At 62.5% G+C, this 19133-nt stretch carries 14 protein-coding genes and 1 tRNA gene; 9 read left to right on the top strand and 6 right to left on the bottom strand.

Going from position 1 to position 19133, the window contains the following annotated elements; translation table 11 throughout:
- Positions 1 to 44 precede the first annotated feature (44 nt).
- Genes ribA through AC1UK9_RS24955 form a run of 3 tightly spaced genes read left to right on the top strand, consistent with a single transcriptional unit; the run spans position 45 to position 1878 of the window.
- Entirely contained in the window at positions 45 to 662 is a 618-nt protein-coding gene (gene ribA, locus AC1UK9_RS24965; protein WP_007968177.1) for a GTP cyclohydrolase II, read from the top strand.
- A complete protein-coding gene (locus AC1UK9_RS24960) occupies positions 659 to 1078 on the top strand; it encodes an MFS transporter (RefSeq protein ID WP_482578689.1) in 420 nt (139 codons plus the stop codon). The genes ribA and AC1UK9_RS24960 overlap by 4 nt, the downstream gene beginning before the upstream one ends.
- Positions 1078 to 1878, top strand: a complete 801-nt coding sequence (locus tag AC1UK9_RS24955; protein ID WP_482578688.1) for a cobalamin-binding protein — start codon at positions 1078 to 1080, stop codon at positions 1876 to 1878. Before AC1UK9_RS24960 ends, AC1UK9_RS24955 begins: the two co-directional genes overlap by 1 nt.
- A gap of 138 nt (positions 1879 to 2016) precedes the next feature.
- Here the strand turns inward: AC1UK9_RS24955 and AC1UK9_RS24950 are convergent, their stop codons facing one another.
- The 4 genes from AC1UK9_RS24950 to AC1UK9_RS24935 form a co-directional block, all read right to left on the bottom strand.
- Positions 2017 to 3900, bottom strand: a complete 1884-nt coding sequence (locus tag AC1UK9_RS24950; protein WP_482578687.1) for a TonB-dependent receptor domain-containing protein — start codon at positions 3898 to 3900, stop codon at positions 2017 to 2019.
- A 141-nt stretch (positions 3901 to 4041) separates the two neighbouring features.
- Positions 4042 to 5940 carry a 1-deoxy-D-xylulose-5-phosphate synthase gene (gene dxs / locus AC1UK9_RS24945; RefSeq protein ID WP_473013697.1) on the bottom strand — a complete coding sequence of 633 codons (1899 nt, stop codon included), beginning with the start codon at positions 5938 to 5940 and terminating at the stop codon, positions 4042 to 4044.
- 91 nt (positions 5941 to 6031) lie between these two features.
- The gene (gene ispA / locus AC1UK9_RS24940) at positions 6032 to 6919 is read right to left on the bottom strand and encodes a (2E,6E)-farnesyl diphosphate synthase (protein WP_473013696.1); all 888 of its coding nucleotides are present in this window, start codon (positions 6917 to 6919) and stop codon (positions 6032 to 6034) included.
- The gene (locus tag AC1UK9_RS24935; RefSeq protein WP_003228627.1) at positions 6916 to 7158 is read right to left on the bottom strand and encodes an exodeoxyribonuclease VII small subunit; all 243 of its coding nucleotides are present in this window, start codon (positions 7156 to 7158) and stop codon (positions 6916 to 6918) included. Before AC1UK9_RS24935 ends, ispA begins: the two co-directional genes overlap by 4 nt.
- Before the next feature lie 364 nt (positions 7159 to 7522).
- Between AC1UK9_RS24935 and AC1UK9_RS24930 the strand changes: the two genes are divergently transcribed.
- A complete protein-coding gene (locus tag AC1UK9_RS24930; RefSeq protein WP_025108662.1) occupies positions 7523 to 8314 on the top strand; it encodes a YfaP family protein in 792 nt (263 codons plus the stop codon).
- Positions 8315 to 8851: 537 nt separating this feature from the next.
- Here the strand turns inward: AC1UK9_RS24930 and AC1UK9_RS24925 are convergent.
- A tRNA-OTHER gene (locus AC1UK9_RS24925) sits at positions 8852 to 8940 on the bottom strand.
- Between AC1UK9_RS24925 and AC1UK9_RS24920 the strand changes: the two genes are divergently transcribed.
- The 5 genes from AC1UK9_RS24920 to AC1UK9_RS24900 are packed head-to-tail and all read left to right on the top strand — an operon-like array spanning position 8911 to position 17708.
- On the top strand, positions 8911 to 10065 hold the full coding sequence (locus AC1UK9_RS24920) for a DUF2138 family protein (RefSeq protein ID WP_473013695.1): 1155 nt from the start codon (positions 8911 to 8913) through the stop codon (positions 10063 to 10065). The genes AC1UK9_RS24925 and AC1UK9_RS24920 overlap by 30 nt on opposite strands.
- The gene (locus tag AC1UK9_RS24915) at positions 10050 to 10700 is read left to right on the top strand and encodes a DUF1175 domain-containing protein (protein ID WP_482580526.1); all 651 of its coding nucleotides are present in this window, start codon (positions 10050 to 10052) and stop codon (positions 10698 to 10700) included. The genes AC1UK9_RS24920 and AC1UK9_RS24915 overlap by 16 nt, the downstream gene beginning before the upstream one ends.
- The gene (locus AC1UK9_RS24910; RefSeq protein WP_482578686.1) at positions 10697 to 15271 is read left to right on the top strand and encodes an alpha-2-macroglobulin family protein; all 4575 of its coding nucleotides are present in this window, start codon (positions 10697 to 10699) and stop codon (positions 15269 to 15271) included. Before AC1UK9_RS24915 ends, AC1UK9_RS24910 begins: the two co-directional genes overlap by 4 nt.
- A gap of 1 nt (position 15272) precedes the next feature.
- Positions 15273 to 16892, top strand: a complete 1620-nt coding sequence (locus AC1UK9_RS24905) for a DUF2300 domain-containing protein (protein WP_473013693.1) — start codon at positions 15273 to 15275, stop codon at positions 16890 to 16892.
- A gap of 3 nt (positions 16893 to 16895) precedes the next feature.
- The gene (locus tag AC1UK9_RS24900; protein WP_473013692.1) at positions 16896 to 17708 is read left to right on the top strand and encodes a YfaP family protein; all 813 of its coding nucleotides are present in this window, start codon (positions 16896 to 16898) and stop codon (positions 17706 to 17708) included.
- On the opposite strand, the gene AC1UK9_RS24895 is transcribed toward AC1UK9_RS24900, so the two are convergent.
- Positions 17695 to 18870: a GGDEF domain-containing protein gene (locus AC1UK9_RS24895; protein ID WP_482578685.1), complete on the bottom strand. Its 1176-nt coding sequence runs from the start codon at positions 18868 to 18870 to the stop codon at positions 17695 to 17697. The genes AC1UK9_RS24900 and AC1UK9_RS24895 overlap by 14 nt on opposite strands.
- Between the last annotated feature and the right edge of the window lie 263 nt (positions 18871 to 19133).

Here is a 19133-nt window from a genome sequence, read left to right as displayed (position 1 = left end):
GCCGGCCTGCGAATCTTCAGACTTTTTAGATCAGGAGCACACCGGTGCCTGTCGTTTTTGTCGCCGCTTCCAAGCTGCCAACGCCTTTTGCGCAATTCACCATGCACGGTTTTCTCGATGAAGCCACCGGCCGCGAGCACGTCGTGCTGAGCCTGGGTGAAATTGACGACGGTGCCCCGGTCCTCGGTCGGTTGCACTCCGAGTGCCTGACCGGTGACGCCCTGTTCAGCCAGCGCTGCGACTGCGGCTCGCAACTCGAAGCGGCGCTCAAGGCCATCGCCCGTGAAGGCCGGGGTGTGCTGCTGTACCTGCGCCAGGAAGGGCGTGGTATCGGTCTGTTGAACAAGATCCGCGCCTACGAGTTGCAGGATGGCGGTGCCGACACCGTTGAAGCCAACGAGCGTCTGGGCTTTGCCGCCGACCAGCGCGACTACGCCATGTGCCTGCCGATGCTTGAGCATCTGGGCGTGAAGTCCTTGCGCCTGATGACCAACAACCCGCGCAAGGTCAAAGCCCTGACCGACATGAACATCGTCGTCGCCGAGCGCGTACCGCTGCACACCGGCCACAACCCGCACAACAAACTGTACCTGGCGACCAAGGCCAGCAAGCTCGACCACATGATGGGTAACGAGCACCAGGGCGAGGTAGACCGGGCGTGACCCGCGGGCAGGTGCGACGCCGTCTGGCGGTCGACTGGTGGAAATATCTGGCGCTGGCGCTGGTGCCGTTGTTCGTGCTCAATGCACTGTTCGGCCAATATGAGGCGTTGCTGCCGGTGCTGACCATGCCGATGTTCATCGCCGGTGTGGCCTCGATGTTTGTCAGCCTGAAATTTTTCGGTGGCTACAAACATGCATTGATCGCCACCCAGAAAGCCCTCGATACGCCTGGCGAACCGTCGGCCTGGATTACCCTCGCGGCACGCCGCCGCACCGCGTTTCTGGCGGCAGCGCTGCCGGCGTGGATCGGCGCCTTGGCGGTATTCGTCGGCCTCGAAGCGGTGCCATTGATGCTGCTGGCGTTGTCCACTGCCGTGCTGTTCTACCTCTATCGCATCCCGCGTCAACTCGGCTGATGCGTCGTCTGTGGCTGGCGGTTCTGCTGCTGGCCTGCGCCGGCCCGGTGCTGGGGAGCCTGCGGGTGGTCAGCCTCGCCCCCTCTCTCTCTGAAATCGTTGTTGAACTGGATTCGGCTGATTTGCTGGTCGGCGTGCTCGACGCTGGTGAGCGTCCTGTTGCGCTCAAGGATCTACCGTCAGTGGGGCGCTACGGCCAGTTGGACATTGAGCGCCTGCTCAGTCTCAAACCTGATTTATTGCTGCTGTGGCCCGGCAGTGTCGGCCCGGCGCAACGCGATCAACTCAAGCGCCTGAACATTGCGACTTACGTTGCCGAACCGCATGATCTTGAACAGCTGTCGGCGCAGATCGAGGCCATTGCCGCTCGACTGGGGCGACCTGAGCAGGGGGTGACACTGGCGTCGGAGCTGCGCAGAAAACTCGACGATTTGCGTCAGCGCTATCGCCGGGATACGCCGCTGAAAGTGTTCTATCAAGTCTGGGACAAGCCGTTGTACACCGTCGGCGGCGGGCAGATCATCAGCGATGCGCTTGAGGTGTGCGGCGCGCGCAATGTATTCGCGGACCTGAGCTTACCGGCACCGCAGGTCAGTATCGAGGCGGTATTGCAGCGCAATCCCGAGGTGATTCTGGCCACTGATCAGGCCCAGCTTGATGCATGGAAGGCCTGGCCGCAGGTGGCTGCGGTGGCGCATGGGCAGTTGCTGTTGGTCAGCGACAAAGGCCTGGAGCGCCCGAGCGGGCAGATGATCGAGGCCACCGCCAAGCTCTGCCATTCGATCGCGCCAGACCGCTGAGACCGAGGTGAATTGTTCGCGAGCAAGCCCGCTCCCACATGGGATCTGTGTTTTGCCAGAGTTTCAGGGCAGGCCCCGATCTACTGTGGGAGCGGGCTTGCTCGCGAAGAGGCCAGTCAAAGCAGCGTGAATTCTGGATCAGAGCTCCGGTGTCCAGGTCACCCCAAACACCCACGCCCGACCTTCCTCGCGATAGCCATATTGGCTGCCTCCATAGCTGTACAACGCGCGGCTGTAACCCTTGTCCAGCAGGTTATCCAGCTTCAGATCCAGTTTGATCTCACGGTTCAGCGCCCAGCTGCTGCGCAACCCGATTGTGCCGTAGCCACCCAGCGACTGGGTGTTGTTCAGGTCGTCGTAGCTGCCGCTGACCAGTTGCCAACTGGCGCCCAGTCCCAACCGGTCGAACTGGCGATCCAGATCCCAACTCGCGGTACGCCGTGCACGACGCGCCAGGGTGTGCCCGGTATCGCGATCGCGCGGGTCGATGATCGTCACGCCGAGGTTGCTCTGCCAGCCAAACAGTTCCTGTTTCAGCGCCGCTTCAAAACCATTGATCCGCGCCGAGGCAACGTTCTCCGGGCGTGAGTTGCTGCCGAAGATGATCGCGTCTTGCAGGTCAGTACGGTAAATCGACGCTTCCAGACGGCTGCTATCGCTCAATTGGCTGCGCCATTGCAGCTCGTAGCTTTTCGAGGTTTCCGGTTTCAGGCCAGGGTTGCTGAAGTCCGGGTAGTACAGGTCGTTGAAGGTCGGTGCACGGAAACCTTCGCTGTAGCTGAGCAACAGGTCGTTGTCCGGGTTCAGCGGCAGGGTAAAGGTGCCGCTCCAGGTGTTCTGGCTGCCGAACTGCTGGTTGTCATCGTGACGCAGGCCCAGTTCAGTCGAGAAGCTGTCGGCCTGATAGCGATGCTGGATGAAGACGGCGCGGTTCCAGCGGCTGTCCTCGTTGAACGCGGTGCTGCTGTTGATCCGGTCTTCGTACCAGTCGCCGCCAAGGATCAGGCTGTTGCGCGCATCCAGGGCCAGGTCGTTCTGCCAGGTCAGCGAGTCGCGGTAGGTATTGAACACCGTGCGCTCGTCGCTGAGCTTGTCGAGGGTCTTCTCGCGGTTCTCGGTGTGGCCGAACTCGACGCGGGTTTTCCAGGTTTCGTTGACCCGCGCATCGACGTAGCTGCTGACACTGCTGACGTTGAAGTCGCTGTAGGGCTGCTGCTGCACCGATTCGAAGGTGCTCGTGTCGAAGCGGCCGAACGGATTGTCGAACTCGCTCTTGCCACGGTTATCCAGCAGATTGGCGCCGACTTCAATGTCATCGGTCAGCGCATGGCTGAGGCTCAGGCTGATGGATTTGTTGCGGTAGGCGTCATGATCGCTGTCGCTGGGGTAGGACTCGTGAGTGCGATTGAGACCGGCGGTGTCATCGAGGCTGGCGCCAAGGTTGAAGCGGGTTTTGTCATCGCCCCCTGACAGGCCGAGGCTGCGCTCCCAGGTCTGATGGCTGCCGAAACCGACGTGCAGGCGCGGCTGCAGGCCTTGGCCGTTGCCGCGCCGGGTGAAGATCTGAATCACCCCGCCAATCGCATCGCTGCCGTAAATCACCGAGCGCGAACCGCGCAGCACTTCGACGCGCTCGATCTGATCGATGTTCAGGTGCTGCAGGTTGCTGTCGCCGGAGGTCGAACTGCCAATGCGCTGCCCATCGACCAGCACCAGGCTCTGCGCCGACTGCGTGCCGCGAATGTAGATTCCCGGCAGACTGCCGCGTCCGCCGGTCTGCGCCACTTGCACGCCCGGCACCCGTTGCAGCAGGTCGGTAACGCTGCTCGGCTGCAGGCGATCGATGTCTTCGCGGGTGAACACGGTGTTGGCAGCGCTGCTGTCGTTGCGCGCTTCAACCTGGCGGTTGGCGCTGATCAGCGTGTCCGGCAGCTTCAGGGCTTCGTCGCGTTCGAAGGTGTCGGCGAGGGCGCTGGTGGCTGGCAGCAGGAGCAAGGGCAGGGCGAGGCGCGAGAGGTTCATCGGTGATCCATTGGGTATTTCTGATGTACACAAATCAAATGTGGGAGCGGGCTTGCTCGCGAAGGCGGTGAACCAGTCAACACTGAGTTGATTGACAGTCCGCATTCGCGAGCAAGCCCGCTCCCACATGGGTATTGCGTGTTACTTGTTGAGCAGTTCCAGGCGCTCGCGAATCGAGGCCTCGATTCCGGCCTCGTCCAGCCCGCATTCGGCCAGCATCTGCGCCGGTTTTGCGTGTTCGACGTAAACATCCGGCAAGCCCAGGTGCAGCATCGACTTGAGGATGTTCTCGCGTGCGAGAAATTCGCTGACCGCCCCACCGGCGCCGCCCATGATCGCGTTTTCTTCGATGGTCACCAGCAGCTCGTGGCTAGCGGCAATCTCGCGCACCAGTTGTTCATCGAGCGGTTTGACGAAGCGCATGTCGACCACAGTGGCGTCGAGCTTCTCGGCGACTTTCAGCGCTTCGGTCAGTTGCACGCCGAACACCAGCAAGGCGACGTTGCGGCCCTGACGACGGACGATGCCCTTGCCGATTTCGATCGGCTCCAGATCTTTGTCGATGCTCGCGTTCGGGCCGGTGCCGCGTGGGTAACGCACCGCCGCGGGGCCGTTGTACAGATGGCCGGTGGTGAGCATCTTGCGCAGTTCGTTTTCGTCGCTCGGGGTCATGATGACCATGCCCGGGATGCAGCGCAGGTACGACAGATCGAAACTGCCGGCGTGGGTCGGGCCGTCTTCGCCCACCAGCCCGGCGCGGTCGATGGCGAACAGCACGTCGAGGTTCTGCACCGCGACGTCGTGCACCAGTTGGTCGTAGCCGCGTTGCAGGAACGTCGAGTAGATCGCCACCACCGGTTTGGCACCTTCGCAGGCCATACCGGCAGCGAACGTCACGGCGTGCTGTTCGGCAATCGCCACGTCGAAGTAGCGCAGCGGGAAGCGCTCGCTGAACGCCACCAGGTCCGAGCCTTCCTTCATCGCCGGGGTGATCCCGACCAGGCGTGGGTCAGCCGCTGCCATGTCGCACAGCCATTCGCCAAACACTGCCGAATACTTCGGCCCGCCGGCCTTTTTCGGCGCAGCGGCCGGGGCGTCGACCGGTTCGAGCTTGGTGATCGCGTGATAACCGATCGGGTCGACTTCCGCCGGGGCGAAGCCTTTGCCTTTCTTGGTGACGATGTGCAGGAACTGCGGGCCTTTCAGATCGCGCATGTTGCGCAACGTGGCGATCAGGGTCGGCAGGTCGTGGCCGTCGATCGGGCCGATGTAGTTCCAGCCCAGCTCTTCGAACAGGGTGCCGGGCACCAGCATGCCCTTGGCGTATTCTTCAGTGCGACGGGCGATTTCCCAGGCGCCGGGCAGGCGCGACAGGACTTTCTTGCTGCCCTCGCGCATGCTTGCGTAAGTGCGGCTGGAAAGGATCTTCGCCAGATAGTTCGACAGGCCGCCGACGTTGCGCGAGATCGACATGTCGTTGTCGTTGAGGATCACCAGCATGTTGGCGTCGACTTCCGGCGCGTGGTTCAGCGCCTCGAAAGCCATGCCGGCGGTCAGCGCGCCGTCACCGATCACGGCAATCGCCTTGCGATCGCTGTTTTGCAGGCGGGCGGCAATCGCCATGCCCAGCGCTGCACTGATCGAGGTGCTGGAGTGGCCGACGCCAAAGGTGTCGTATTCGCTCTCGGCGCGACGCGGGAAGGCGGCAATGCCGTCCTTCTGGCGCAGGGTTTCCATGCGCTGGCGGCGACCGGTGAGGATCTTGTGCGGATACGCCTGATGACCGACGTCCCACACCAGCCGGTCATCCGGGGTGTCGAAGACGTAATGCAACGCGATGGTCAGCTCGATGACGCCCAGGCCGGCACCGAAATGCCCACCGGTCTGACCGACCGTATAGAGCAATTCCAGGCGCAACTCATCGGCCAGGGTTTCCAGCTCGGCTTCGCCTAACCGGCGCAGGCCGTCCGGCGTGTTCGCGCGGTCGAGCAGGGGCGTGGTCGGGCGCTTGCGGGGAATCTCATGAAACGTCGTGGGCATCAGGCGAATCGTTATAGGTATAAAAGATGCGGCAGTTTACCTGATGCATCGCCCCCTGCCCACGCGTTGGTCTTTTTTGGCAGGTTGGCGTTCAGTTACGCCGCTCGACGATATACCGGGCCAGGTCGCGCAAAGGCTCTGCCGCCGCGTCAAACGGTCGCAGTGCGTGCAGCGCCTGATCGCGCAGTTCCAGAGCGTAGGCCTTGGCCGCGTCCAGACCCAGCAGGGCCGGGTAGGTCGGCTTGTCGCGGGCGATGTCGGCGCCCTGGCGTTTGCCGAGGGTTTCGGTATCGCTTTCGACGTCGAGAATGTCGTCCTGGACCTGGAAAGCCAAGCCAATGGCCTGTGCATAAGTCTGCAGGGCCTTGAGTTCGTCCTTTTCGGCACGACCACTGGCCAAGGCGCCAAGCTGGACGCTGACTTCGATCAGCGCGCCGGTCTTGTGCCGGTGCATCAATTCCAGTGCTTGCTGATCGAGCTTCAGGCCGACCGAACCGAGGTCGATGGCCTGCCCGCCGACCATGCCCGCCGGGCCTGCCGCGTGCGCCAGCGCCGTGACCTGTTGCAGGCGGATGTCGGCGTCGAGGGTGCTCAGGCGTGGGTCAAGCAGGGCGCTGAACGCCAGGCTCTGCAAACCGTCACCGGCGAGGATCGCGCAGGCTTCGTCGAATTTTTTATGAGTGGTGGGCTGGCCGCGACGCAGATCGTCGTCGTCCATCGCCGGCAAATCGTCGTGCACCAGCGAATAGGCGTGGATCAACTCCACCGCGCAGGCCGCGCCGTTGGCTTGCTCGACCTTGCCGCCGAGCGCTTCGCAGGCGGCGTAGGCCAGCAGCGGACGCACGCGTTTGCCACCGATCATCACGCTGTAGTGCATCGCCTCATACAGACGCGACAGCTCTGGCAGCGGTGCCTTGAAGAGAATTTCCAGTGCCGCATTGACCCGCGCCTGGCTGGTCGCCGAATACGCTGCAATCATTCTGGCTGTTCCGCGTCGAAGGGTTCCTCGGCAAGTTCGCCATCGCGCTCCAGCAGCACTTGCACCTTCTGCTCGGCCTGGGCCAGCGCTGCCTGGCAGTCACGGGTCAGGCCGATGCCCTGCTCGAAAGCGGTCAGCGAGTCTTCCAGCGACAATTCTCCGTTCTCCAGACGCTCGACCAGTGTTTGCAGGTCGGCGAGGGACTGTTCGAAATCCAGTGCAGCTTTTTTGCGGGCCATGGCGGCGATTTCCGGTTGACGTTAAACCGGCGCGACACTAGCAGATAGGGGGGGTATGGGCAAATGAGCGGCGGTTTCACGGCCATCGCGGGCGGATGGGAAACGGGTTTTGGACGTGGTGAAAGTTATTCGGCTCATTTTGTGAGCCGAATAAGTCCGCTATTCGACTCACGCCTCGTAAATGTGCGTGATTCCCACCGCATTTCAAGATGTATCCGATTGTTAAAAAACTGCCGAATCGCTAATCTTCGCGCCTTCTACGACCCGGTAGTCACGGGTCTTTCAGACGAAACGCAGTTTTCACCGCTGTGAAGTACCGAGGATCGGGTGCAAGGTTTCGTCCAGGCATGGCAGGAGGCATTACATGCGTTCATTTCTTTTGCTGCTGATCGGCCTGGCTTGCGCGCCTGCGCTCTCGGCGGCGCCGAGCGCTGAACTGTCGGAACCGGCGGGCGGCTGGCGTTACCACGGCCTGCTTGATCGCAGTGAAAACCCGCAGGTCGCTTACCCCACGCCGCCGATCGATCGCGGTATCCAGCGCAATCGCACGATGATCCAGGGCCAGCTCAAGGCCATTGGCAATCAGCGCGGGCCGCACACGCTGGCGGTCAACGGCAATCCATTGAATCTGTACACCGACGATGACGGGCGTTTCGCCCGGCCGTATGCGTTCGGCGCCGGCTCCAACAGTGTCGAGGTGCGCAGCGCCGCGGGCCAGTCGCTCAAGCGCGTGCAGTTTTACGAAGCGAATAACCTGCGCACGCCGGCGAAGATCCGTGTGGTGCTCGGCTGGGACGACCCCAAGGCCGAGCTCGACCTGCACATCATTACCCCCGACGGCCAACACGCGTTCTTCGCCCACACGGCGCTGACCAACGGCGGCGGTCTGGACCCGGATGGCGTCGATGGCCCCGGCCCGGAAATGTTCACCATGACCGCGCCGCTGCATGGCACCTATCTGGTTTACGTCAACTATTGGGGCAACTTCGGTGACGGCGGCTATAACTTCGAGGAGGCCAGCAATCAGAACGAGGTCATCACCTCGCAAATCACGCTGGTGCTCAACGAAAACACGGTCGACGAAAAACGCGAAACATTCATCGTGCCCCTGCGGGCGATCGGTGATCTGCTGCTGGTCAAGACTTTCAACTATTAAGCATCCCGCACCACGGATGAACTTCGGGTTTTGTGAACATGAGTGATAACGCTGCTTCTCCGGCCGTCCCGACACCTGCCGGCCAACCTTCCCGGCGCTGGCCGGCGCTGCTGATCGGCCTGGTCCTGGTGGGCGGGGTAGCCGGTGGTCTTGGCTGGCTGCTGCACAAACCCAAGCTGCCGGCGGCGGCACTTGCCAGCGACAAGCTCGGCCTGAGCCGTCCGGACGCGCTGCTGGAAACCCGCTCCTTGAGCCAGTTGCCCAAAGACCTGCTGACGGTGCCGTTCCTCAAGGCCACGCTCACCGAAGATTTCGTCTTCTATTACGAAACCCACGCCGACCGCCTGGGGCTGATCGGCAGCCTGCGGCGGATCATCTACGAGCATGACCTGAAGCTGCAGGACAGCCTGATCGAGCAGCTTTTCGATCAGCCGGCCGATGTCGCGCTGTGGCGCGGTGCCGATGGCCGGCTCAAGGATTTCCTGCTGGTGATGGATCGCGGCGGGTTGGCGAAGCTGCTTGAACCACTGGCGAAAGTGGCGCTGGACGATTCGCAGCTCAGCGTCTTCGGCAGCCTCAAGGTCGGCAGTGACGAGGTGCCGCTGTACCAGCTCAGCTACAACGCCAGCAAATCGCTGCTGTTCGCTTCGCGCGGCGACAAACTGGTGGTGCTGTCCAATCCGAACAAGTACTACGACCCGGCCACCGGTGAATCCGAGGAGTCGGGGCACGTCTCGCCACAAGCGCTGGCGGCCCTGCTCAACGGCGACAAACTGTTCCCCGAGGCCTTCGGCTTGCCGGCCAAGGCGCCGGAGATCAAGCAGCGTCTGTCGGTCAATTCCAGCGTCCTCGCCATGGGCTATCAACGCTTCATCCCGAACTTCGCCGGGCTGCGCTTCGACATGGACGACAAGGGCTGGCACAGCTTCCTTGCCATGGACGAGCTGGATAACCAGCCGGACTTCGATTTCAAACCGGTGTGGCAAGCCATGCCGCTGGGTGCCAGTGCCTGCGTGACCTTGCCGGTGGCGGCCGAACCGCAGAAACCGCTGCTGGTGAAACTCGGCGCCGACGAAGCGGTGGCGCAGAAACTCACCGAGCACGTCGCCGGTGCGGCGGGTCTGTGCTGGTACGCCGACTCGCGGTTGTACACACCGTTGCTGGTTGCCAGCCTGAAGGACGAGGACAGCAGCAAACTCGACGGTGACCTGGGCACGTTGTTCGGTTCGATGGTTGGCGCCTACGAGTCGAATGTCGACGAACACGCGTTTCCGGTGGTCGAGAAACAGCAAGGCCAGAGCCACGTCTGGCAGCGTCAGGTCAGCTCCAACTTCGGCCCGTACGCGGCGAAGACGGCCGAGAACCCGGACGCGATCAGCGGCCGCGCCTTCATGAAAGTCAGCCTCGCGCGTCATGGTTCGACGCTGTTGTTTTCCCTCGACGACAAACTGGTCGACAAGGCCCTTGGCACCCTCGACAAACGCTTCCCGCCGATGGCTGACGTGTTGCCCAAAGACGTGCTGATGCCGATCTATTTCGGCCCGGATTCGATGGCGCAACTGATGCAGCAGGAAACCCTCGACAGCCTGCCGCAGGACATGGAGCCGGTGTTCTACAACGCGGCACAGACTTACCTGATCCCGAAACTGCGCACCCTCGGTGGCTACGGCAAATACGCGCTGACCCTGCCGCAAGGCAGCGAGCCCGACGGGCACTGGCAATGGCTGCCGCTGGAATGGAAAGCGCTGTGACGGCACTGATCCGCAGCCTCGGCCTGCTCGCGCTGCTGCTCAGTGCGGGTGCTCGAGCCGTTGAAGCGCCAGCACTTGATCCGGCGCAGTCCCAGGTATTCCGCGCCTGGTTCGTGCGTATCGCTCAGGAGCAATTGAGCCAGGGGCCGAGCCCGCGCTGGTATCAGCAGGACTGCGCCGGGCTGGTGCGTTTTGCCGCCAACGAAGCGCTGAAAGTCCACGACGACAAGTGGCTGCGCAGCAATGGTCTGTCCAATCGCTACCTGCCGCCGGAACTGTCGCTGAGCGATGAGCAGCGCAAGCTCGCCCAGCAATGGCAGCAGGGCGGCGGCAAGGTCGGGCCATACGTCAACGCGATCAAACTGATTCAGTTCAACAGCCATCTGGTCAGCCGCGACGTGTCCCAGGCACGCCCCGGCGACCTGATGTTTTTCGATCAGGGCGACGACCAGCACCTGATGATCTGGGTGGGCCGCTACATCGCCTATCACACCGGCACGACCACCCCCACTGACAACGGCATGCGTTCGGCAAGCCTGCAGCAACTCATGACATGGAAGGACACCCGATGGATACCCGACGCAGCCAACCCCAACTTCATCGGCGTCTATCGACTGAACTTTCTCTCCCAATGACCGGTGCCCGCATGCTGCGACTCTGCGCTCGAATTCCCCTGCTGCTGGCGCTGTTGCTGCCATTGGCAACCGTCAACGCTGAAGATTCGGTGGAGCCGAGCGGCTACACGCCGGTCGCCGGTGAAAGCTTCTTCCTGCTCGCCGACAGCAGTTTCGCTGCCGACGAACAGGCGATGGTGCGCCTCGAAGCACCGGGCCGCGACTATCGTCGTTTCCGCATGGAGCCTTACGGCGGCGCCGACATTCGCGTGTACCGCATCGACAAGCCGCTGGATTTCCTCAAGCGTCAGAAGAACCTGCACCGCGTGGTCAGCGACGGCCAATTCAAGGGCGAAGGGCTGTCCAACACCCTCGCGTACCTGTGGGACAACTGGTACCGCAAATCGCGGCGGGTGATGCAGCGCGCGTTCTCCTATGAGTCACGCAAGCAGGTCACCGAGGAAGTGCCGGAACTGAAGATGGGCACCGCCATCGCCGCGCCGACCCCGTACGACGCACAGCCGCAATTCGCGCTGATTCCGGGTCTGCCGGTGGTCAGCCAGTTCCGCTATCCGTTGTGGCAGGCCAAGCCGATCCAGCCGCCGGCCGGGGTCAATCTGGCCGGCTCTTCCAGTGAGTTCGTCAGCGTTGCACCGGGTAACGTGTACATCCCGTTGGGCAACCTGAAACCGGGCCTGTACCTGGTCGAAGCGCTGATCGGCAAGTACCGCGCGACCACCATGGTTTTCGTCTCCAATACCGTGGCGGTGAGCAAGATTGCCGGTGATGAACTGCTGGTGTGGGCGGCGCGCAAACACGAAGGCAGTTCGGTGCCGAAGGTCAATGTGCTATGGACCGACGGCCTCGGCGTGATGAGCAGCGGTGCTACCGATGCCGATGGTTTGCTGCGTCTGAAACACGTCAGTCCCGAGCGTTCGTTCGTGATCGGTGAGGACGAAGAGGGCGGGGTGTTCGTCTCCGAAAACTTCTATTACGACAGCGAAATCTACGACACCAAGCTCTATGCGTTCACTGATCGACCGCTGTATCGCCCGGGTGATTGGGTGTCGCTGAAAATCGTTGGCCGTGAGTTCAAGAACGCGCGGGATTCGGTATTGCCAGGCGCGGCGGATGTCACGGTCAGCGTACTCGACGCCACCGGCACCGAGCTGCAACACCTCGACCTGAAACTCGATTCGAAGGCCGGTACTCAGGGCCGTTTCCAGTTGCCGGACAACGCCGTGGCCGGTGGTTACGAGATCCGTTTCAACTACAAGGATCAGGCCTACAGCAGTGCCTTCCGCGTGGCCGAGTACATCAAGCCGCACTTCGAGATTTCGCTGAATCTGGCCAAGCAGGATTACCGCACCGGTGAACCGGTAAAGGGCAGTCTGGTGCTGCTCTACCCGGACGGCAAACCGGTGGCCAACGCCAAGTTGACCCTGAGCCTGCGCGCCCAGCAACTGTCGATGGTCGATAACGAACTGCAATACCTCGGGCAATTCCCGGTGGAGCTGACCAGCACCGAACTGACCACCGACAGCAAAGGTAACGCGACCCTCGACCTGCCGGCCGCCGACAAGCCGAGCCGTTACATGCTCACCGTGTTCGCCAGCGACGGCGCGGCGTATCGGGTCAAGACCACCAAGGAAATCCTCATCGACCGTGGCGCCGCCAGCTTCCGTTTGAGCGCGCCGCAACGCTTCAGCGCGGTCAACGATAAAGTCGCGTTCAGCTATGCCAACGAGGGAGGCAGCGAGCAGAGCAAAGCGGTCACCCCGAGCAGCTACAGTTGGGTGCGTCTGGAAGACCAGAGCACGGGCGAAGGCAAACTTGCGGCGACGGACAAGGGCTTCAGCATTGCCTTCGAACGTCCCGGTACTTACAACCTGACGCTGAAAGATCAACACGGTCGCGTCCTCGGCGCCACCGGCCATTCGGTCACCGGTGAGGGCGTCAAAGCGGTGCCGGGCACCGTGGAAATCGTCCTCGACAAGCCCGAGTACAAGGCCGGCGATGAAGCGCTGGCGCTGATCACGTTCCCTGAGCCGGTCAGCGATGCACTGCTGTCGCTGGAGCGCGACAAGGTCGAAGCCACCGCGCTGCTGGGCAAGGGCGGCGACTGGCTGAAACTGGAAAAACTCAGCGACACCCAATACCGCGCACGCATTCCGGTGAAGGACAACTTCGCGCCGAACCTGACCTTCTCGGTGCTGTACACCAAGGGTGGTCAGTACAGCTTCCAGAACGCCGGGATCAAGGTGGTTGCGCCGCAAATCGACGTGGCGATCAGCACCGACAAAGCGGTGTATCAACCGGGCGATACCGTCACCGTCGACCTGACTACCCAGTTCGCCGGCAAAGCGGTGCCGGCGCACCTGACCGTCAGCGTGGTCGATGAAATGGTCTACGCGCTGCAACCGGAAGTCGCGCCGACCATCGACCAGTTCTTCTACCACCCGCGTCGCAACAACGTGCGCACCAGCGCCAGCCTGTCGTTCATCAGTTACGACGTGGCGTTGCCGGGCAGCCCCGGTGCACCGGGCAAGGCCAACCGCAGCGAGCGTGGGGTGAAAGTGCTGGAGCGTCCGCGTCGCGAAGACGTCGATACCGCGGCATGGCAGCCGGAACTGCTCACAGGTGCCGACGGCAAAACCCGCTTCACCTTCAAGATGCCGGACTCGCTGACCCGCTGGCGCATCACCGCACGGGCCATCGCCGATGACGGTCAGGTCGGGCAGAAGAAGCAGTTCGTGCGTTCGGAAAAACCGCTGTACCTGAAGTGGAGCGGGCCAAGCAAATTCCGCAAGGGCGATCAGCCGCAACTCGGCGTGTTCGCTTTCAGCCAGGCCGAGAAACCGGTCAAGGCGGAACTGGTTACGCATTACGCGGGCGCCGAACAGCGCCTGCCGGTGACCCTGAACAACGGCATCAATTACGTGCCGCTGCCCGCGTTCGCCCTGGCCTCGGGTGAGTGGACTGCCGAACTGGTGCAGGACGGCAAAACCGCTGACGCCCTAGCCGTACGCCTGAGCGCGACCGGTGACGGCTGGCAAGTGACGCAAACCCAGAGCCTCGATGTGGCTAGCGGCGACACACCGTTGAGCCTGCCGGCGGACGCCACCGACATTCGCCTGCGTCTGGATGACAGTCCGCAAGCGCTGTTCCGTTCGGCCCTCGATGATCTGCTGAGCTACCCGTACGGCGGCGTCGAGCAGACTGCCAGCCGTTTGCTGCCGCTGAGCATCGCTTATCCGTCGCTGGCGTCGAACCCGCAGATCCGCGATCGCCTGCGTCTGATCATGCAGAACAGCCGCTTGCGTCTGGTGCAAATGGCCGGGCCGTCGGCGAGCTTCACCTGGTGGGGCTTCGACGGTGAGCCGGATGCCTTCCTTACCGCTTACGCCTATTACGCCGACTGGAACGCCAGCCAGGTGCTGGAACTGACCCTGCCGCCAGAGCACTGGCAGCGAGTGCTGGAGGTCTACGCCAAGCAAGCGCCGAACACGCCGTTGCTGCAGCGGGCGCTGATCCTGTCGTTCGCCAAGCAGATGCACCTGCCAGTGAACACTTTGCTCAGCGGCTTGATGGACGATCTGGCCAAGGCCGGTGAAGGCAACGCCGAGACCTTGATGGACGACGGCGAAGACAGCCTGGTGATGAGCGACCCGGATTCGGCGCTCGGTCTGGCGGCGGCGCGGGTGTTGACCGCATCGTTGGCCACCCAGTCGAAAGTGGCGTTGCCGGAGGCGTTCAATCGTCAGGTCGGCGCGGCGCAACAGCGTCTGGCGGTCAGTTCGCAGCCGTTTGCCGAGGCGCTGAACCTGTCGCTGCAAGCGTTCGATCAGGCCCGCGCGAGCGCATTGCTGCAACGTCTGCTGCCACAACAATCGACTCTCGAACGCGCACTGGCGCTGAGCTGGCTGCAACGCAGCATCGCTCAGGCCTCGCCGACCATCGCGCTGATGCCGGGTGAAGGCTGGAAGAAAAACTACGGCGCAACCGGTGAGATGTTCTGGACGTGGCAGGGCGCGACGCCGGTGCCGAGCGTGTTGTCGGTGTCCGGTACTCAGGAGCGTCCGCTGCGTGCGGCGCTGAGCTTCCAGACCCAGCAACCGGCGGTCGATCCAATGGCCGTGACCATCACCCGTCGCCTGTCGCGACTGGTGCCGGGCGATGAAGCGTTCACCTTCAAACTGGAGCCGGTCGGCACCAGGCCGCTGTCCAGCGACAGCCTGTACCTGGACGAAGTGATCCTCACCAGCAAGGCGCCAAAACCGCTGCGCTACGGCATGCTCGAAGTGCCGCTGCCACCGGGCGCCGATGTCGAGCGCACCACCTGGGGCATCAAGTTGCAGGGCAAGGACGGCACCGAACCGACCGCGCTGGAGAAGGCGCGCTTCGAGCCGGGGCAACTGGCCTACGCGGTGCCGGTGGATGCACTGAGCGGCGAATTGCGTCTGCGCCATCTGGTGCGTTTCTCGCAGAAGGGCCAGTTCAACCTGCCGCCGGTGCGTTTCACGCAGGTGTACGCGCCGCAGCATCAGGCCCAGGAAGCGAAAGCCGCCCTCGGCCAGGTCACGGTCAACTGACATGAACCGGCCGCTGCTGTGGCTGCTGATGTGTGTGATTCCTGCGCTGGCGACGGCGCAGGATGAGCCACTGCGGCTGGCGTACAAGGGCGAGCTGCTGTCGTTGAATCACACGCAACTGATCGCTCGCGAGCCCTTGCCGTCGACGCTGGATACGCCGCTGGGCAGCCTGTGGAAATTGTTCGTGTACGCGTGGCTGGTCGATACCGATGCGCGTGAGCCGGCTTATGAATGTCGCGGGCAGTCCAAGGAAGAGGTTTATTGCTGCTCGGCGGGCGGCAAGATCGAGCGTGATCAGGCGTTGGTGAAATCCTGCGGGTTGTACTTTGATCCGTCACGGTTGGGCATTGCTTCTGCCGATTGGCGCACGTATTGGCAGGCGCGGCAGGCGCCGTCGTGGTTGCTGGATTTGCCAACCGTGCAACCGGCAACAAGGGTTTCGGTGGCTGAGTTATTGGGCGTTTTGGCTTTGCTGCCGGCGCAGGATCAGATGCGCCGCGTGTTGCTCGACGTCGTGCTGAACGCGGCGGACGGCAACGTCGTCGGTGAACTGGGTGGGCGTTTGCGGGTGAAGACCTGGAGCTGGCTCGGTGATCAGGATCCGCTATCGCGCCAGGGTGGTTTTGCCGGCTGGACGGCGGACGGTTCGCCGATCTGGGCCGGTGGGCGTGGCACCAGTCAGATGGTTTTGCGCCATTACGGGCAGGCGTTGGCGACGGTGTTGCCTTCTTCCTGGCCGGCTGACGCAGGGCGTTGTGTCGAGGTCGGACTGTTCTCGCGTTATCCGGTTTCGCGAGTCCTGTCGGGTGAGCGCGTTGCCGGCGCCGGGCCTTTGCAGGGCGACTACCGCGTCGAATTCGCCAACGGTAACGCGCTGGATATCCACAGCGCCGGCGAACTGTTTCTGCTCAACGACAAACTCGTCGCACGGCTTGACCGTGAGGAATACGTCGCCCGTGTCCTTGAGCGCGAAGCCAGACCCGAACCCGCCGAAGCAGCCAAGGCACTGGCTGTGGCGATCCGCACCTATCTGCTGCAAAACGCCACGCGCAACGGCGATTGCCTGAGCATCGACGACAGCAGCAACCGTCAGCGCGTCGCCCCACGCCCGGCTTCCGCCGAGTCGCGCAACATCGCGGCGTGGACAGCGGATCTGGTGCTGGCCGGCAGCACCGTCACCTATCATTCCGACCAACCAGGCCCGGACAAACTCGCCTGGCAACAAGCCGTCGAACAGGCCAACGCCGGCCAGCGTTACGACGCGATTCTGCTGCACGCCTATCCGCGCGCCAGCCTCAGCCGTTGGGACAACCCGGTCGCCTCCTGCGAAGCGCTGCCGGCCGCCCAGGACTGGCTGCAAAAGCAGCGTCGCGGCTGGCGTCCGACGCTGGAAAGCGAAACCGGCTACAACGAAGTCAGTACCTTCGCCGTGTGCAAACTGGCTTTCGGCCGCCCGTTTGTCGACCGCGAGCGTCAGCGAATCTACGTGCGCGGCGTGCTGACGCTGCAGGATCGCCTCGACCTGACTCACGAATATCTGCACCTGGCTTTTGAAGCACATCCCAACGGCCAGGATGAAACTTACATCGAAGGGCTTGCCCGTCACCTCTTGCTGGAATAGACCATGACACTCCGTTATCCACAGGTCTTGCTGTTGCTCTGCGCGTTCAATGCGTTGCCGATGGCAATGGCCGCTGACAGCGTCAAACTCGACACCCCGGTCGGCGGCTGGCGCACCGGCGCGCCTGAGGGCGAAGGCGAAAACTTCCGCCAGACCGTCAACTACCCGGCCTCCTCGGTGAACACCCCGGTCGGCCAGGCCAACACCGCGCGCATCAGCGGCGAAATCAAAGCCACCCCCAAAAGCAAAGATCCCGGCCGACTGATCGTCAACGGCGTCAGCATGCCGCTGAAAATCGACGACAGCGGCCGCTTCGACCGCCCGTTCTCCTTCCCCAACGGCAGCAACAGCGTCGAAGTGCGCAGCCCCGACGGCCAGCAACGCCACCGCACCCAGTTCCTCAACGCCAGCGGCGGCGCCACCCCGGCCAAGCTGCGCGTGCTGCTGTCGTGGGACAGCGACGGCACCGACCTCGACCTGCACCTGATCACCCCCGACGGCGCGCACATCTGGTACGGCGACCGCGTCGCCCCCAACGGTGCAGCGCTCGACGTCGACGTCACCACCGGTTATGGCCCGGAAATCTTCGCCATGCCGGCGCCGATCAAGGGCCAGTATCTGGTGTATGTGAACTACTTCGGCGGCGGTTATCGCGGGGATGACGAGGGCGGCGAAGAGGCGGTGCAGCCGCTGACGACGGCGCAGGTGACGGTGATTACCGAGGAAGGCACGCCGAGCGAGAAGATGGAGACGTTTGTCGTGCCGATGCGGGCGGTGGGGGAGTTGACGTTGGTGAAGTCGTTTAGTTATCCGTGAGGCTGAGGTACAGCGAGCGCAGCGTCTGTACACGATTGCGTCCCTGATCCTTGGCGCCGTATAGCGCCTGATCCGCTTCCGAGAGCAGGCGCGACAAGTCATAGCCGGATTCGCGAGTGGTCACCACGCCGATGCTGACGCTGAGCAGGCCCGGCTCAAGAATCGACAGTTGGGAGAATGAGCGGCGGATCCGCTCGGCAATCTCCAATGCAGTCTGCTCATCGCAATCGTTGAGCAAGCAAGCAAACTCCTCACCACCGATCCGCCCGCAAACATCTTCCTTGCGCAGGCTCTCGACCACGATCCGGCCGAACGCAATCAACGCCTGATCCCCAACGGGATGACCATAGGTGTCATTCAGACGCTTGAAGTTATCCAGATCGCAAAGCAGCAACGCCGCTGGTTCCGTGTGTTGCTTGCTGTCGGATAGCAATCGCCCCGCGTGCAACATGAACGCCCGACGGTTGCCGATGCCGGTCAGCGGATCGCTGAACGCCGCAGCCTTGAGCTTGAGTTCGGCGCGTTCCTTGACCATCGCCAGCGTCACGTAAGCGATGCCGATCACATACAGCATCGACTCGAACAGCATGAACGAGAAAAACGGTACGCCTTCGCCGCTGCCCAGCAAAGCCTTGGTGACCGGCAAACCCTCATCCATAAGGCTGCGTACGGCATAGAAAACCGTATGCAGCACGTTCAACACCAATGCCGGTATGAACGCGACATCCAGCGTGTGACGGCTGCGCCAGAACTCCAGCGTGGTGATCACACAATACCCGAACGCCAGTAGCGAATAAGCCAGCACTCGATACGACATCGTTTGATAAAACGGCGGAATCAGACACAGCAACAACCAGATGACCGACCCGGCGAGAATCCCCGGAACGAAAGGCTTGCGACCGACCAGCGTGCGCATCGCTGTCCAGCCCAATGCTGCACTGAGTAGCAAAGCCACATTACCAAACAGGATCGGAATGAAATCGACGCCGCGATCACGCCAACTGATCAGCACCACCCCCAGCGCGGCGAATAGCATCATGCTGGCAAGGTAAGCTAATGGCCGTTCGCGGGATTCACGATACCAGGCGTGCAGGGTCAACAACCCCATCAAAGAAAAGACGAAGACCGCGACGACCAGTAGGGTCGGGATATGCAGGGCCATTCCATGGATTCCCGTGAGGCTCAATACCGGAATCCGACCGGACGGGGATGCGGGTAAAAACAGAGGGTGGTTATAAGGCGGGATTTAGCACTGTGGGGGTTGGGTTTGGCAAGTTTCGCTATGTGAACGAGAGGATGCCTTAGCGATTGAGACAGACAGCAGGGCAATTGCGCATCACCAATGGCCCTATTTTGCGGCTGCTTCAGGCCGCCATGTTTGGACTGAAGCTGCTGAAGGTCAGGCGTTCAAGCACAATCCTCAAA

The organism is Pseudomonas sp. AK-TSAG1-1 (genome assembly GCF_056821665.1).
The sequence above is the reverse complement of the archived record's forward strand: the minus strand, read 5'-3'. Positions and strand labels throughout refer to the sequence as shown.